General features: G+C 37.9%; 13 protein-coding genes, 2 tRNA genes and 1 riboswitch. Of the genes, 4 read left to right on the top strand and 11 right to left on the bottom strand.

Features of this window, described 5'->3' with window-relative positions; genetic code table 11:
* Positions 1–41: 41 nt before the first annotated feature.
* From rpsT to BCF58_RS12985, 3 genes are all read left to right on the top strand, one after another.
* Entirely contained in the window at positions 42–296 is a 255-nt protein-coding gene (rpsT, locus tag BCF58_RS12975; protein WP_121462243.1) for a 30S ribosomal protein S20, read from the top strand.
* A gap of 11 nt (positions 297–307) precedes the next feature.
* Positions 308–379: transfer RNA gene (locus BCF58_RS12980), tRNA-Glu, on the top strand.
* A 72-nt stretch (positions 380–451) separates the two neighbouring features.
* Positions 452–523, top strand: a tRNA-Glu gene (locus BCF58_RS12985).
* A 188-nt stretch (positions 524–711) separates the two neighbouring features.
* Here the strand turns inward: BCF58_RS12985 and BCF58_RS12990 are convergent.
* The 11 genes from BCF58_RS12990 to BCF58_RS13040 form a co-directional block, all read right to left on the bottom strand.
* Complete coding sequence (locus BCF58_RS12990) at positions 712–1,386, bottom strand: superoxide dismutase (RefSeq protein WP_121462244.1); 675 nt, start codon at positions 1,384–1,386, stop codon at positions 712–714.
* Between the two features lie 25 nt (positions 1,387–1,411).
* A complete protein-coding gene (locus BCF58_RS12995) occupies positions 1,412–2,095 on the bottom strand; it encodes an SCO family protein (RefSeq protein ID WP_121462245.1) in 684 nt (227 codons plus the stop codon).
* The gene (locus BCF58_RS13000) at positions 2,082–2,357 is read right to left on the bottom strand and encodes a YHS domain-containing protein (RefSeq protein WP_121462246.1); all 276 of its coding nucleotides are present in this window, start codon (positions 2,355–2,357) and stop codon (positions 2,082–2,084) included. The genes BCF58_RS12995 and BCF58_RS13000 overlap by 14 nt, the downstream gene beginning before the upstream one ends.
* A gap of 83 nt (positions 2,358–2,440) precedes the next feature.
* Positions 2,441–2,770, bottom strand: a complete 330-nt coding sequence (locus BCF58_RS13005) for a hypothetical protein (RefSeq protein WP_228434801.1) — start codon at positions 2,768–2,770, stop codon at positions 2,441–2,443.
* A 209-nt stretch (positions 2,771–2,979) separates the two neighbouring features.
* Entirely contained in the window at positions 2,980–4,935 is a 1,956-nt protein-coding gene (locus BCF58_RS13010; protein ID WP_121462247.1) for a heavy metal translocating P-type ATPase, read from the bottom strand.
* Between the two features lie 44 nt (positions 4,936–4,979).
* On the bottom strand, positions 4,980–5,399 hold the full coding sequence (locus BCF58_RS13015; protein ID WP_121462248.1) for a Fur family transcriptional regulator: 420 nt from the start codon (positions 5,397–5,399) through the stop codon (positions 4,980–4,982).
* A 12-nt stretch (positions 5,400–5,411) separates the two neighbouring features.
* Positions 5,412–6,632 (bottom strand): efflux RND transporter periplasmic adaptor subunit, encoded by a 1,221-nt coding sequence (locus BCF58_RS13020; protein WP_121462249.1) that lies wholly within the window; start codon positions 6,630–6,632, stop codon positions 5,412–5,414.
* Between the two features lies 1 nt (position 6,633).
* Positions 6,634–10,992 (bottom strand): CusA/CzcA family heavy metal efflux RND transporter, encoded by a 4,359-nt coding sequence (locus tag BCF58_RS13025; RefSeq protein WP_121462896.1) that lies wholly within the window; start codon positions 10,990–10,992, stop codon positions 6,634–6,636.
* Positions 10,993–11,130: 138 nt separating this feature from the next.
* Positions 11,131–11,457 (bottom strand): DUF6660 family protein, encoded by a 327-nt coding sequence (locus tag BCF58_RS13030; RefSeq protein WP_121462250.1) that lies wholly within the window; start codon positions 11,455–11,457, stop codon positions 11,131–11,133.
* Between the two features lie 108 nt (positions 11,458–11,565).
* The gene (locus tag BCF58_RS13035; protein ID WP_121462251.1) at positions 11,566–13,059 is read right to left on the bottom strand and encodes a RagB/SusD family nutrient uptake outer membrane protein; all 1,494 of its coding nucleotides are present in this window, start codon (positions 13,057–13,059) and stop codon (positions 11,566–11,568) included.
* A gap of 21 nt (positions 13,060–13,080) precedes the next feature.
* On the bottom strand, positions 13,081–15,996 hold the full coding sequence (locus tag BCF58_RS13040) for a SusC/RagA family TonB-linked outer membrane protein (protein WP_121462252.1): 2,916 nt from the start codon (positions 15,994–15,996) through the stop codon (positions 13,081–13,083).
* 83 nt (positions 15,997–16,079) lie between these two features.
* Positions 16,080–16,177, bottom strand: a riboswitch (SAM riboswitch).
* Positions 16,178–16,420: 243 nt separating this feature from the next.
* On the opposite strand from BCF58_RS13040, the gene BCF58_RS13045 reads away from it, so the two are divergent.
* Complete coding sequence (locus BCF58_RS13045) at positions 16,421–16,831, top strand: type II 3-dehydroquinate dehydratase (RefSeq protein WP_121462253.1); 411 nt, start codon at positions 16,421–16,423, stop codon at positions 16,829–16,831.
* The last annotated feature ends 26 nt before the right edge of the window (positions 16,832–16,857 follow it).

The following is a 16,857-nucleotide window of genomic DNA, read 5'->3' on the forward strand; positions in this document are numbered from 1 at the left end:
TAAAAAAAAAGTTTATACTTTTGCACTCACATTTGAACGATATGGCAAATCATAAATCAGCATTAAAAAGAATTAGACAAAACGAAGCAAGAAGACTTCGTAACAGATACTACCACAAAACTGCTAGAACAGCGATGAAAGTATTGAGAAATGAAGAGGACAAAGCTGCTGCTGCAGAGCAATTGCCAAAGGTTATCTCTTTGTTGGATAGATTAGCTAAGAAAAATATTATCCACAAAAACAAAGCGGCTAACTTAAAAAGCAAATTAACTAAGCACGTTAATAAACTAGCTTAATAAGTATAGTTGGCCCGTTCGTCTATCGGTTAGGACCTCAGATTTTCATTCTGGTAAGAGGGGTTCGATTCCCCTACGGGCTACAAAAAAACTAAGAGTTGTAAACTTATAAAAACAAAATCTAACACATTAACCCCGGTTAATGGAAGATAGAGGGCCCGTTCGTCTATCGGTTAGGACCTCAGATTTTCATTCTGGTAAGAGGGGTTCGATTCCCCTACGGGCTACAAAACCACTGTTTTTCAGTGGTTTTTTCATATATATAACTTACAACAATACTGAAATCATCTTTCCATTGAATTTATAATCAAAGGGAGATCGAACGGCTTCTCACATCAAAGTGTTATTCAAAAAGAAAACCCCTGCGTCAAAGCAAGGGTTAACAGGATTAAATAAGTAAACTAACAAGTTCTTATTATTTTTTACTCAGAGCATCTTCATATCTTTTGCTCACTTCCTTCCAGTTAAGCACATTCCAGATGGCAGAAAGATAATCCGCTCTTTTATTCTGATATTTCAAGTAATAGGCATGTTCCCAAACATCTATCCCTAACACCGGAGTTCCTTTTTCCTCTACTACATCCATTAAAGGATTATCCTGATTCGGGGTGGAAGAAACAAATAACTTTCCGTTTTTATCTACCGAAAGCCAGGCCCATCCTGAACCAAACCGGTCTGCTCCGGCTTTACTCATCTTTTCTTTAACAGCATCCATACTTCCGAAAGTTTCATTGATTGCTTTTAAAAGTTTTGCAGAAGGCCGGGTATTTTTCTCAGGGGTAAGAACCGTCCAGAAAAGTTCATGATTATAATGTCCGCCCGCATTATTTCTTACGGCAGGACTCAGTTTCGAAACCTGGGAAAGAATCTGGTTGATACTTTCTTTCTCTTGCGGAGTTCCGGCAATAGCTTTATTCAAATTAGCAGTATAGGCTGCCCCATGTTTTGAATAGTGGATTTCCATAGTTTGCGCATCAATAGAACCTTCCAGCGCATTGTAAGCATACGGCAGCGGGGTTTGCTTAAATTGTGCCAACGTAAACTGCGCTGCGAACACTGCACTTAAAGCAGCTATTTTCAAAATCTTCATAATATTTTGTTTTTTAGTTAAATAATTATTGCAATAGTTTTCTGATATCTTCAATTAAAATTTCCCGGTCTGGGTGATACTTCCCGGTTAATTTTGGAGTCTTTCCTTCCGGATCTTCATAATTCAGACCGGAATAATAGAGAATGGGTATATTATCTTTATTATACCTGCAGCGGATATTTCCTTCTTTATCTACCAACGCAATCATTCCGCTGTGATTAAGGCTTTCTCCTTCATCTTCCTCGTCACCAACGTAGATATTGAACTGATCTGCAAGATTTCCAATATAGGTTCTATCTCCGGTCAAAAAATGCCAATCAAGGGATTTCGCACCCACACTTTTGGCATGCTGCTTTAAAATTTTAGGAGTATCATTATCAGGATCAATACTGATGGAAATAATTCCGAAATCCGGATTATTGACCTCATCTTCGATAGCTCTCATATTGCTGTTCATTACCGGGCAGATTGTAGGGCACCTGCTGTAAAAGAATTCCACAAGATATACTTTTCCAAGCATAGCCTTATTGGTGATCTTCTTATTATTCTGATCCGTGAGCTCAAAATCCGGAACTTTCATTACGGTATAGAGATTATTCCTAAAATACCCCATTGCAATTCCAACACCCAGGAAAATAATCACCATTATAACAACCGGGATAATGAACTTTGCTTTTGAACTGCTGTCCGTCTCTTTATTCTTGGGCATATTTCTCAGGATTTTTTTGGAACTCGTCTTTACAATAAGCACTGCAAAAACCATACGTTTTATTTTTATACACTACAGTGTCTTTTAAAAATTCTGCTGTTTTCATATGGCAGATCGGATCTTCCGCATTCACAACATGTACGTTTTTTATATTTTCTTTTGAAGAACTCATGCTCTTTTTATGCTTCACCTTAGGAGTTTCCTGTATACATGAAAACAGGGATATCGACAACAAAGCCGTTGCCATAATTTTAGATTTCATTAAAGATTAAAATTGAAATTAATAATAACGTGAAAGAGTCTGGATATAAAAATCAAAACTCAACATTTGGAATTAAGTTAAATTTAACCTAACGGCGGGTGAAAAATTTTAGCAGAATATTCGGAAATATGCCAATTCAAATATTCTGAACCGGGTGTATTATTGAAGTCATTCAATATGGTTTGATTGAGAAACGGGAGAGCTTCACCAGAAAGAAAAATATCTAATACTGACAACTTCAAGGGTTGGGCCGTATTGGATTGTTTTTCGGTTTTTGCCAGTTCTTTCTTAACGTAGCATTTACCTTTACAGGTTGATTCGGGTTTACTCCTGTTTTCACAAAGATTTTTGACAATATATTCATAGTTGACGACATAGCTCACCAGGGGCAAAACTGGGCGTATTGCAATCATAAAAATGATGAATATGGATATCAAAAACTTCAATGTCTCAATTTCTGTATTACAAATATAAGGCTCAAAATTGTTCTATTCTCTCACCCTGATGAAAGTCATTAATGGTTTTAATCCCCACAGATGACACAGATTGACACAGATGTTTGCGTTTTATCCTTTGATCTGTGAAAATCTGTGCCATCTGTGAAAGATCGTTTTAATTATATTCAAAATTTCATCCGCTGGATTCTCACCGCATTCAAAATGGCAAGTAAAGCAACCCCTACATCGGCAAAAACCGCTTCCCACATGGTGGCCAAGCCACCTGCTCCAAGAATTAAAACAACTCCTTTGACAGCGAAAGCCAAAATGATATTCTGCCAGACGATCTTTTTCGTTTGTTTCCCAATATTGATCGCCATCGGAATTTTACTTGGCATATCATCCTGAATCACAACGTCTGCAGTTTCAATGGTGGCATCACTCCCTAATCCTCCCATTGCAATTCCCACATCACTTAAAGCAACAACAGGCGCATCATTGACTCCATCCCCTACAAAAGCAACACTTTGGTTTTTCGCTTTGATCTCTTTTACCTTATTCACTTTATCTTCAGGCAGCAAATCTCCGTAAGCGTTTTGAATCCCCAATGCATCTGCAACATATTGCACTACTGACGTTTTATCCCCACTCAACATCGTTGCCTTTACACCTAATGATTTCAGCTTGTCTATTGTCAACTTCGCATCCGGTTTGATACTGTCGGCAATGGTAAGATATCCGGCAAAGTTTCTATCATAGGCAACTGCGATCAGTGTATACACGATATTTTCAGGTTTCATATCGTAACTCACATCGAATTTATCCATCAGCTTAAAATTCCCCACCAGTAATTCTTTTCCGTTGATCATTGCTTTTAAGCCATGCCCCGGAATTTCTTCCACATTCTCCAATGGAACGGAGTGATCAACTTCACCAACATAATCATGAATTGCTGTCGCAACAGGATGGGTACTTTTGCTTTCCAGAGCATTGACCCATTTCAGCATTTCATTTTTATCAAAGTTGGTTTTAAAATCGACTTCCTGAACCTTGAAAACACCTTCTGTCATTGTTCCGGTTTTATCCATCACAACATTTTGTACGTTGGCTAAAACATCCAGAAAATTACTTCCTTTAAACAAAATTCCATTTCTGCTTCCTGCTCCTATTCCTCCAAAATATCCTAAAGGAATTGAAATCACCAACGCACAAGGACAGGAAATCACCAGGAAGATCAAGGCTCTGTACAGCCAGTCTTTAAACTGATAATCTGCTATGAAAAAATAAGGCAGTAAAGCAATTCCTATCGCAAGAAACACAACAATCGGGGTATAGATTTTTGCAAATTTTCTGATGAACAGCTCTGTGGGTGCTTTTTGTGCCGTTGCATTCTGAACCAATTCCAGAATTTTGCTCAGCTTACTATCTTTATAGGCTGTTGTTACTTTTACCTGGCTTACAGTATTCAGATTGATCATTCCTGCTAAAACCGGATCTCCTTTTATTTTAGTATCCGGTTTACTTTCTCCCGTAAGGGCAGCGGTGTTGAAAGAAGCTGTTTCAGAAAGCAGTTCTCCATCCAATCCTAATTTTTCACCGGATTTTAATTGAATAATCTCTCCGATACTCACTGTTTCTGCTTTGACAATGTAAGGTTGCCCGTCTTTTAAAACCGTAACCTCATCGGGACGTTGATCCAGCAAAGCTTTAATATTACTTTTTGCTCTTGTTACCGCCAAAGACTGAAAAACTTCTCCTACCGAATAAAAAAGCATTACAGCAACACCTTCCGGATATTCTCCGATGGCAAATGCACCTATTGTGGCTATTCCCATCAGGAAAAACTCAGAAAACACATCTCCTTTTATGATGCTTTCAAATGCTTCTTTTAAAACCGGAAGTCCTACAGGCACATAAGAAATGAGATACCAAACCAGCCGGATTCCGCCGGAAAACCAATCCGGTTTTATATAATTGTCTAATGCTATTCCTATCAATAATAACACAAAAGAGATGATTGCGGGAAGAAACATCTGAAATGCAGATTGATTTCCTGCATCATGAGAATGCCCATGATCGTGTCCATCACCTTCCGTATGTAAATGTTCTTTTTTGGTTTTTGTACTACAACATTCTTCCATAATTGATGATTTTAATCAAATTTAGTTGTTAAACGAATGCAATACTATTGCAAACTTTCAAGACAATGTTCACAAATTCCTTTCGCAAAAAGCCTTATTTCATCGATCCTGAAATTCGTCTGAATATTCTCCGGGAATGAAACATCTTCCTTACATGTCGTCTGCTTACAGATTTTGCAGTAAAAGTGCAGATGCCAGTCTTTATGGGTCTGCTCATCACACCCATCATGGCAAAGTTTATATTTTGTAGTGGTATTTTCCTGTATACTATGAACGATCCCTTTTTCTTCAAAGGTTTTCAATGTCCTGTAAATAGTGGTTCTGTCCGCATTCTCAAAATAATTTTCAATTTCAGATAAGGACAAAGCCGTTTCCTGGGAACTTAAAAGGTCATATACCAAAATCCTCATACTGGTCGGTTTGGTATTCTTATCAATGAGTTTATTTTCGATGTCTTTTTTCATGTCTTTGTTGAATTAATGTTCATGCTCTCCTGAATTGGCCAATTTAGCATTAATGAAAAATGCTCCTTTAACAGCGATTTCAATTCCTTGCGGAATAGTTTTTACAGGAGTAATTGCCGTATACCCCATTTCTGAAGTTCCTTTTACCACTTCCACTCTTTCAAAGGTAACCGTTTTTTTCTCGCCTTTTCCATGAGATTTTTCTTCATCCTGATGTTTCTTTTCTTCTGTCACCACGAAAATATAATCTTTCCCATCGGCACTTGTGATGGCATCGTTAGGAACCGCAGGCATTAACTGATTGCTTAAGCTTACAATTCCTGTTGCGTTCATTCCATCAATAAGCCCGGCTTTATTTCCTCTCACTTTACAGTGGACCGGAATTGTCTTACTTTGGCTTTCAAAAGCACTTCCGATGCTGTATACTTCGGCATCATATTCTTCCACCGGATTATTGGTCAAAGTAAAATGAATTTTCTGGCCTGCTTTTATTAATGGTAAATCCTTTTCAAAAACCTGAAGATCCAGATGCAAAGAACTATTATCTACAATCTCTACAACAGGAGTTGAAACATCAATATAACTACCGATCTGCAGAAAAACATTGCTTATGGTTCCGCTGATCGGCGCTGTGACGGCAAGTCCTGATCTCAAATTTTTATTGGAAACGCTTCCGGGACTGATTCCCATCATTTGAATCTGTCTTCGCAATGAAGCCTGTCTTGTTCTTAATGTTTTTAATTCTGCCTCGGCATTCTGAAGATTCTTTTTCGCTCCGGCATCATTATCAAACAGCTCTCTCTGTCTTCGGTATTCCTGCTCTGCAAAAGTGATCCGGCTTGCTGCGGTAAGATAGTCTTCCTGTAGCTGTATGAATTCCGGATTGGCAATTGTTGCAATCACCTGTCCTTTTCTTACATAATCTCCTACCTGAACATTCAGTGTTTTGATGGCTCCTCCATATAAGGAAGTCGCATTGGCTTTGTTATTATTGGGAACGCTTAATGCGCCGTTGGCTTTGATGGTTGCCGTAAGTTCTTTCATTTCGATCTGCCCTAAAGCCACTCCCACTGCATTCATTTGATCCTGGGTAAGCTCAGCCAGCCCTGAATTTTCATTTTCCGTGTGTATTTCCGTTTTTTCTTTTGTTCCCTCTGTATTTTCCTTCTTGCCGCAGCTTACCAAAAACAGTGATAAAAAGATGATCGCGATAATATTTATTTGTATTTTCATTTTACTTGTTGATTAAAGAGTTGATGTTGATCACAGTCTGGTTAACCTGCTGAATGGATTGGAGATATTTCAGTTCTATATCTGTTGCTGTTCGTAAAGCAAAAAGATATTCCACATAGGAAATTTCTCCCGTTTTGTATCCGAGCTGAGCCGCTTTTACAATATTTTTCGCATTAGGAACAGCCTGATTAAGATAGTATTGATATTGTACAAAATCCTGCTGATACTGATTCAACGAATTTTTTAGTTGAACATCTAATTGTTCCTGCTGGAATTTCGCATTGTTCTCTTCCATCTGTTTTTTATATTCTAAAGATCGAATCCTCGCTTTTGTTGCACCAAACGTTAATGGAACAGCAACTCCTACATTTACGGAATTGAACCGGTTTCCTGCTCCAAAATATTTTTCCTGTCCGTTCAGGGTGTGAAAACCTATCAGGGACTGATTGGTATATCCTATGCTGAAATCCGGTAAGCCCTGTGCTTTTTCAACATTTTTATTCTTCTCCAATACTTCTATATTTTGTCTGAACACCTGAACTGAAGGATGATTGGTAATGGTTGTATTGTCCAGGATATCTTCCGCTTTTAAAGGTTCATAAACCTGGGAAAAAGGAATGGAGATCTCTTCATCAGTATTTAATAAAACTTTTAAGCTTTTGTAAGCATTTTCCAGGTATACTTTATTCTGCTGAAGCAGGAGATTGATTTCCCCTTTTTGGGTTTCCGCAGTATTGATCTCTATTTTCTTAATATCTCCTGCCCTGAACCTTACGGTGGCAATTCTTATAAAATCTTTATATAAGCTATCAAGATATTCAAGCTTAGATTGGTTATACTGCAAGTATTCTATCTGATAGAAATAGCTTCTGACCTGCCTGATCAATTCATTTTCCGTCAATTTCTTTTCAACTTCTTTGCTTTTGATTTCCTCCCGGATCAGTTCTTTTCTCGCTTTAAATAAGGTTGGAAACGGAATAGTTTGAGAAACAGCGAATGACTGATCAAACTTAGGACTGTTGTATTGTCCGAGCTGTGCACTGAAATCCAGCTTTGGAAGTTCTTTGGCAGTTGCCTTCAATGCTTCCGATGATTGAATATTGAATTCCTTTGCTTTTATGGAAGGATTATTTGCCTGCATCAATTCTATAGCTTCTTCCAAAGATATTGTTCGTGAGCTCTGAGCTTTGAAATTCTGCCCTAAACATAAGAACCCCAGCAAAGTAATTACAGTAAGAGGCTTTTTAAAGAATTTCCCTTTAATTTTGGAATTGAAAATAATATACAGCATAGGAAGTACAAATAAAGTAAGGAATGTTGCTGAAATCAGTCCGCCAATAACTACAGTGGCCAAAGGCTTTTGTACTTCCGCACCGGCGCTTGTACTGATAGCCATAGGCAAGAAGCCAAGAGAGGCAACGGTTGCGGTCATTAATACAGGACGTAACCTTGTTTTTGTTCCTTCGATCACTCTTTTGATCACATCTGAAATACCTTCTTTTTCTAATTGATTAAAAGTTCCTATCAAAACAATTCCGTTAAGTACCGCTACGCCAAATAAAGCAATAAATCCAACTCCGGCACTGATACTGAAAGGCATTCCTCTTAACAAAAGAGCAAAAACACCTCCAATTGCACTCATCGGAATAGCTGTAAATATTAAAGCAGCCTGCTTGAACGAGCGGAAAGTAAAATATAATAGCATGAAGATCAAAAGAAGAGATACCGGAACGGCAATCATCAATCGCTGACTGGCTTCTTTTAAATTTTCAAACTGCCCTCCATAGGTAAAATAATATCCTGAAGGGAGTTTAATTTCTTTTGCCAGTTTTTCCTGAATATCTTGCACTACGCTTTCCACATCTCTGCCTTTCACATTAAAGCCAATAACAATTCTACGTTTTCCGGCTTCGCGGCTTATTTGGGCCGGCCCGAGTTTATATTCAATATTCGCGACCTGTGATAATGGAACCTGGGTTCCTGTATTAGTAGGAATCATGAGATTGCTTACATCGTCAATATTGGTGCGATACAAACTATCCAATCTTACCACAAGGTCAAAACGTCTTTCATTCTCAAAAATCTGTCCCGCAGATTTTCCGGCAAAGGCTGTGCTTAATACATCATTCACATCTTCTACATTTAATCCGTAATTGGCAATCCTGGTTCTATCGTACGTAACATTAATCTGGGGAAGGCCGCCTACCCTTTCCACCTGCGGCGAGGTTGCTCCGTCAACACTTTGGATCACCTTACTTACTTTATCTGCATATATAGAGAGGGTATCCATATTTTCACCAAAGATTTTTACTGCCACATCCTGGCGAATACCCGTCATCAATTCGTTAAACCTCATTTGAATCGGCTGATTTTTTTCAAAGAATACCCCGGGAATCACTTCTAGTTTTTCCATCATCTCATCAGCAAGTTCATTGTATGACTTTTTTGATTTCCATTCGCTTTGAGGCTTTAAAACAATGATCATATCTGAAGCTTCAGGTGGCATCGGGTCCGTAGGAACTTCCGCAGAACCTGTTTTTCCGACTACCATTTTCACCTCATCAAATTGTTTTATGATCCTTGAAGCCTGCATTGAGGTTTCGATACTTTGGGACAATGAGCTTCCCTGTGGTAAAATACAGTGAAAGGCAAAATCACCTTCCTGTAACTGCGGGATGAATTCACCACCCATTTTGTTAAAAGTGAAGAGTGATATGCCAAAAAGAACAACAGTACCCCCAACAATAGCGTATTTAATTTTTATGGCTTTTTGCAGTAATGGCTGGTATTTTTTCTGCAGCCAATTCATCATTTTATCGGAAAAAGTCTCTTTATGAGAAGGTTTTTTCGACAGGAACAACGCACACATCATCGGAATATAGGTAAGAGAAAGGATTAAGGCCCCCAGAATTGCAAAACCTACTGTTTTAGCCATTGGTGAAAACATTTTTCCTTCAATTCCTGCCAATGTAAGGATCGGAATATACACGATGAGAATAATGATTTCTCCGAATGCGGCACTTCCCCGGATTTTTGAAGCGGATAAAAAGACTTCTTCATCCATTTCATTCTGCGTCAGCTTCTGCATGGATTTCCGTAAACCCAGATGATGCAGGGTTGCTTCAACAATAATTACCGCTCCATCGACAATTAGTCCGAAATCTATTGCTCCAAGGCTCATCAAATTGGCACTTACTCCAAAAACATTCATCATTCCTAAAGCAAACAGCAATGATAATGGTATGGCAGACGCAACAATTAAGCCTGCTCTAAAATTCCCAAGGAACAGAACGAGAACAAAGATTACGATCAATGCTCCTTCAATCAGGTTTTTTTCTACGGTTCCTATAGCACGGTCTACTAATTCGGTTCTGTCTAAAAATGGCTCTATTACAACATCTGCAGGTAAAGATTTTTGGATATTCGGAATTTTATCTTTAATTCTGTTCACTACATCATTGCTGTTTGCTCCTTTAAGCATCATCACTACTCCGCCAACGGCATCGGTTTGCCCGTTATAGGTCATTGCTCCGTAGCGATTGGCGTGCCCGAAACGAACTTCCGCAACGTCTTTAATAAAAACAGGAACTAAGCCTGTATTTTTTACTGCAATATTTTTAACATCTTCCAATGAGGTTACCAATCCGATTCCCCGGATAAAGTAAGCATTCGGCTTCTTGTCGATATAAGCACCGCCTGTATTCTGATTATTTTTTTCAAGGGCCGTGAAAATATCCGTTACACTTACTCCCATTGCCTTTAAACGGTCCGGGTTTACTGCAACTTCATACTCTTTCAATTCTCCTCCGAAACTATTGACTTCTGCAACGCCTTCCGTACCATACAATTGTCTGGCAACAATCCAGTCTTGCATCGTACGAAGGTCTTTTGCATTATATTTTTTCTCACTGCCTTTTTTCGGATGTAAAATATATTGATAGACTTCACCCAAACCAGTACTTACCGGCGCCAGCTCCGGAATTCCGATTCCTTTTGGAATATTTTCTTCAGCCTGTTTTAATTTTTCATTGATCAGCTGCCGGGCGAAATAAATGTCTACTTCATCTTTAAAGACAACAGTAATTACGGATAATCCAAAACGTGAAATGCTTCTTGTTTCTTCTATATCAGGAACATTGGCAATACTTTGCTCTATAGGAAATGTTACCAACTGTTCTACTTCCTGCCCTGCCAATGTAGGACACACTGTAATAATCTGCACCTGATTATTGGTAATATCAGGAACAGCATCAATGGGCAACCTGGTTGCGCTCCAGATTCCCCAGATGATCAGCAACAGGGTCATTATACCAATAATGATCTTGTTTTTAATACTAAATTTTATGATTTTATCTAACACAAATTGAGATTTAATTTTATTGAATATGTATGCCTGCATTATTTTGCGGCACAAAAATATCACGATAAGCTCTGCAATGGAATTGCAAAGTCATATACCGTTTTTTAGAAATTTTATTTTCTAAAAAATCAATATCAATTAAATCTTAGGAGGTTGCCAGATGTGGTCATACACCTGGTAAGCGAAATTGTTTTTCTGAAAAAGAATTTTCTTTGAAAAATAGGATTGGATTTTTGTAGGAACTTCAATCAAAGGTTCCATCTTAAAGGAGGCAATGGTCATCTGACAACAATTGCAAATGCACAGCGGTGAGCATATATCCCCTCTATCCTTTGAATGGGATTCATCAATACTTACTGATAATCCTGCTTGTCCTGAACCGGATGATTGCTTATGCACATCTGCACATGGCATTAATGATAATGCCATAAAATAGAATGCTAAAATCAATCTTAACAGGTTCATATGGACAAAGGTAGAGTTTTTTCTAAAAAGGAGTATCATTTCTGATTAACTTCAGCTTAAAAATAAAAGCCATTGCATAATATACAATGGCTTTCCGGAATTAAAAAGTTATAGATTAGGATTATTTTCAATTTCTTTCTGCGGAATGGTAAACAGATAATATCTGCTGTTCGGTGCAAATGCAGACTGATCCGGAAAAGCAAAAATAGTATGCCCTCTTCCATTGACCGTTTTTACTGTTCCGTTCGGTGTAGTAATTTGAACTTGTATGGGTTGTCCGTTGGCATTTACATAAGGTTTTCTTACCACTGTTCCCTGCGTTCTGATAATGTCTGATAATGAGAAGCCTTCTCCGAACAGTTCTTTTCTTCGTTCAATTAAAATTTCTTTAATGATGGCATCCTGAGCTAAAGAGCCATTGTAAATATTGGCATTTCTAGCAGATTTCAATTGGTTTAAAACCGTTACGGCATTGGTAACATTTCCGTTTCTAGCTTCGGCTTCGGCTTCAATCAGGTACATTTCTGCTGCTCTCATGAATACGATATCAGCAATTAAGGTTGCTTTAAATTTAAACTTAGCATATCTCAAAAGTCCTTCTCTTCCCGGTAGCCCATCCCATTGGAATAGCTGATAACGGATATCATTGGGATCAAATAAATCTTTGAAATAAGGATCTGCCATAAAACTATAGTAATAGCTTCCTGATGAAGAAACATCCAGATAATGGAATGCATAACTTTCTGAGGATTGTTCCTGAGTCTGACCATGACCCCAAATCCATTCTCCATTGCCTATATCATTGAAACCTTCTTTATATTTTTCAGGAGCCATCAACGGATAGCCGACTCTGGCTACTTTTGCCGCGGCAACAGCTTTAGACCATTCTCCAGTATTTAGATAAGTTCTCGCTAATAATCCATTAACCACAGAACGATCTATTTTGTCCTTATTATTTCTGGTATAGTTTTGCAGCAGATTATCAGCATCCGTTAGATCACTTTTAATCAAAGTATAGATTTCTTCGAGGCTTGCTTTCGGCTTTCCAACAGAATTTATACTCGTGGGTTCTGTATATACCGGAACTGTTAATGCATTTTTATCTTTCAAGTAGCTGAATTGATAAAAACTTGCCAAGTTTAAATAACAAAAGGCTCTTAATGCTTTCGCCTGACCTTTTACCTGATCTTTTTTCGCCTGGCTTCCTTCTACCCCATCAATTCTACTGATCACATTGTTCATATTATTAATAGTAGAATACAATAGATTCCATATGAAAAGGGGGCGACTTCCTGTATTATTTACCAAATCCGTGAAAGCATACGCGGAAGGAAAACCATATTTATTCGTTAAAACAGCTACGTCACTTCCCATTGCGTCACTTGTCCTGAGTACCGTTGAATAGCCTATATTGGCGTACGTAGGCCCATCATCATTCAGTTTTGCCCAGGTTCCGTTGATGACGGTTTCTGCACTTTCGGCTGTTTTAAAAACTTCCGCTTCATTGGCACTATTCGTAGGAGCTGTTTCCAGATCACTTTCACAGCTGATGATGGAAAATGCAGAAACTAAAACTAGAGACAGATATATTAATTTTTTCATATTTTCAAATTTTAAAGATTGTTAAAGGGTAGCCTGAAGACCGAAAGTTATAGTTCTCATTGCAGGATATCTGTAATAAGTTGTCCCGTCCAATGTTTGTTCCGGATCCATTCCTTTATGCTTATAGAATGTCAACAGATTCTCCGCCTGTAAATAGATTCTGAATTTTTTCAGTCCCAGTCTTTCAAAATAATCGGATGGTAAAGTGTAACCCAGACTTACATTTTTCACTCTTGCATAGGTTCCTGAGTATAAAAACCGTGAAGAAACCGAAGTCCAGTTATTCGTGGTTGTACTCAATGCCGGAACATCCGTATTAGGATTTTCAGGAGTCCATCTATTTAGCATTTCTGAACTCCAAGCTCTTCCAGCCGAACTTCCATTGTGCATCAACATGGTATAATCTGTATCCAGGATTTTCCCTCCGATACTGAAGGTCAGTAAACCAGAAAAGTCAAAGTTTTTATAGGTGATATGGGTTGTAATTCCTCCCATTAATTTAGGAAGTGAAGAACCTTGTAAAGTTTTTGTTGCTTTTGCATATTCTGAAGTTGTTCCTTCTACGGTATTTCCATTGGCATCCTGAGAAATTGTTCTCCATAGAGGTTTTCCGTTGCTAGGATCTATTCCTACCCATTCAGGAATGAAGAAATCATAAATAGAACCTCCTACCTGAAGCAGCTTTGTTCCGCTCACAATCGAACCTTTCGGAAGTTTTGTGATTTTATTATTCAAGGTACTTAAGTTGACGTCAACATCCCACTGAAAATTATCATTTTTAACAGGTGTTGTGAATAATGAAACCTCAAACCCTGTATTTTTTAATTCTCCGATATTTGCCTGGAATCCGCTGAAACCTAATGATGGAGCCAAAGGCATTTCAAATAAAAGGTCTTTACTCTGGCGTTGGAAATATTCAATATTTCCTTTGATCCTGTTTTTTAAGATAGCAAATTCTAACCCTACATTTAAATTGAGGTTTGTTTCCCATTTCAGATCCGGGGTCGGAAGTCTGTTTGCTACGGTTCCGGGCTCTCCAAGATTATTGTAAAAGGCATATAAGCTTTGATATGCGTAATAGGTACTTAGTTTATCATTTCCCTGTCCTCCATAACTTGCACGCAGGGTAAGCTGATTAAAAAAGTTCAGGTTTTTGATGAACTCTTCATTGGAAACTTTCCATGAACCTCCCACAGACCAGAATGTTCCCCACCTGTTTTCGGGAGAAAATCTTGAAGATCCGTCTGCTCTTACCGAACCGGAAATAAAATATGTATTTTTATAATCGTATTCTGCCTTTCCTAAAAAGCTTAATAATCCCAACTTATCACTATTTCCACTAAAACCACCCAATAATGCCGCTGCATCCGGCTCATAGTAGTACGGAAGTGAGAACTGGCTTCTGTTTCCCGATATGGTCTGGTATTCGTAATGATAAAATTCCTGTCCGGCCAGTATGTTAAAGTGATGCTGATTGAACTTTTTATCATAAGTCAGAATATTACTCGTTGTATAGGATAACGTTCTGGAATTTGTTTTGGTAACAGATCCTCCGGTTTCTCTTCCCTCTCCAATTAATGGATTCGTGTAATAATGCCCATTATAATTCACTAGGTCAATGGAAAAACTGGACTTAAATTTTAGTTCAGGCAAGAATGTAAAATCTAAAAAACCTTTTCCTGAAAAATTATCTTCTCTGTTTTCATTTTTATCCAATGGTAAGGTTGCGGCTGCGTTTTCATTCTGTAATGCACTTGTAGGTCTGTATTTCCCGAAATCATAAATATAATTTCCGTTAGCATCCAGTTTGTAGCTTCCATCTGCGTTTCTTTCATAATAGGGGTAGAATGAAGGGATTACTCTTGCAGCATTAATGACATTGTCTGTTCTGGAATCCGATGATGGGGGTGCTTGCTGTAAGCTATTGGTGTAACTGAGGTTAGCTCCTACATTCAGCCACTTTTTTACTTCCGTATTTACTTTTAATCGGGTACTGTATTTTCTGAAACCGGATTCAATAGCGATTCCCTTATCATCAAGATAACCTAATGAGAAATAGTAATTGCTTTTCTCATTTCCTCCGCCAAAATCCAGATCCATCTGATTTCTTGAAGCCACTCTTTGCAAAATATCTCTCCAGTCATCATTCCATAAAGCTTTTGCCCCGGGTAAAAGTTTCCCGTCGGTCCCTACGGGTTTCGCATAGCTTGTTCCGTAAGGATTAATTCCCAAAGCATTTACCAGGTTATCTGTAGCCATCTGCGCAGCCTGTTGTGAGGAGATCTGACTTGATTTGTAGCCATTTCTCAAAGCTTCCCAATACAATTCGAAATATTGGTCCGTATTCACTTGCTCGTAATCTTTCACCGCTCTTGTGGAGAACCCTTGGCTAATATTGAAATTAATTCTTGCTTCTCCTTTCTTTCCTGATTTTGTGGTAATAATAATCACCCCATTTGCTCCTCTTGACCCATATAGTGAGCTTGCCGTAGCATCTTTCAGTACACTTATAGATTCAATGTCATTGGGACTGATGGAATTGATGTTTCCGTCAAAAGGAATTCCGTCTACTACAAATAAAGGATTGCTTGATGCGCTTACCGAGCCTATTCCGCGGATACGAATGGATGCCACGGAACCCGGCTGTCCTGAAGCACTTACAGCCTGAAGCCCGGGAACTTGCCCTTCCAACGCTTTTGTAATATTCGTTACCGGCCTGTTATTGATTTTTTCACTGGAAATAGTTGCTACCGATCCGGTATAACTTGTTTTTTTAGCTTTACCATAGGCAACAATGACAACTTCATCAATATTTTTCTCCTGAAGGGTATCTTTCGTGGGTTGTATTTCTTGCCCTTGCAAACCTGCTGCTCCCAGAAAGAATACAGCAATGGCAGGCAGCCAAGATGTAGAAATAATTAATTTATTGTTAATCATAATCAATTTTATTTATTAATTTTTAAATTTTAATCCTTTGAAGAAAAGATAGCAAAGGACATCAATAAATATGATTAACCTAATGCTTATTTTTCCTTTTTAAGGCTGAACGTAACACCTTGCATACTGCAGGTTGTTAAGATTTCACAGGGTCAGTTCCCTCCATCTTTCTTTATAAGCCGATCGAAATATGTTTGCAAAGCTAAAAACAAATAGTCTACAAAACAAGTAGACTTTAAAGATTTAATTTTATATTTTTAAGAAAAATTTTGCTAAAATCAGTTAAAATACCATAAAATAGGAACTTACAAAATTTGAAAAATTCACAAACATGATAAAAATCATTAAAAATAATGTAACACCTAACTGATGTCTCATCTTTAAAATTTTAAACTTTAATTGAAAAAACTTGTATTTTTATACCATGAAAACTTTAATTGTCAACGGACCAAATCTGAATCTTCTGGGAACCAGGGAGCCTGAAATCTATGGAAACATTTCTATGGAAAATTATCTGGAAAAATTAAAATCCGAGTTTACTACGTTGGAAATTATGTATTATCAGTCAAATATTGAAGGGGAGATTATCGACAGGCTTCAACAGGATGATTTTGATGCTGTAATCATTAATCCTGGTGCATATACCCATTATTCATATGCTATTGCCGATTGTTTAAAGAATATTCAGAAACCTAAAGTAGAGGTTCACATCAGCAATATCTATAAAAGAGAAGAATTCCGTCAGAAGTCCGTTACGGCCGCCTGTACTGATGCTGTCTTATCCGGATTTGGAATGGATGGATACAGACTGGCAATTTTGAGCCTTAAGCCTTAGTTATTCACAATTGCAATCTGTTTATA

The organism is Chryseobacterium defluvii (assembly GCF_003634775.1).
Taxonomy (GTDB): Bacteria; Bacteroidota; Bacteroidia; order Flavobacteriales; family Weeksellaceae; genus Chryseobacterium; species Chryseobacterium defluvii.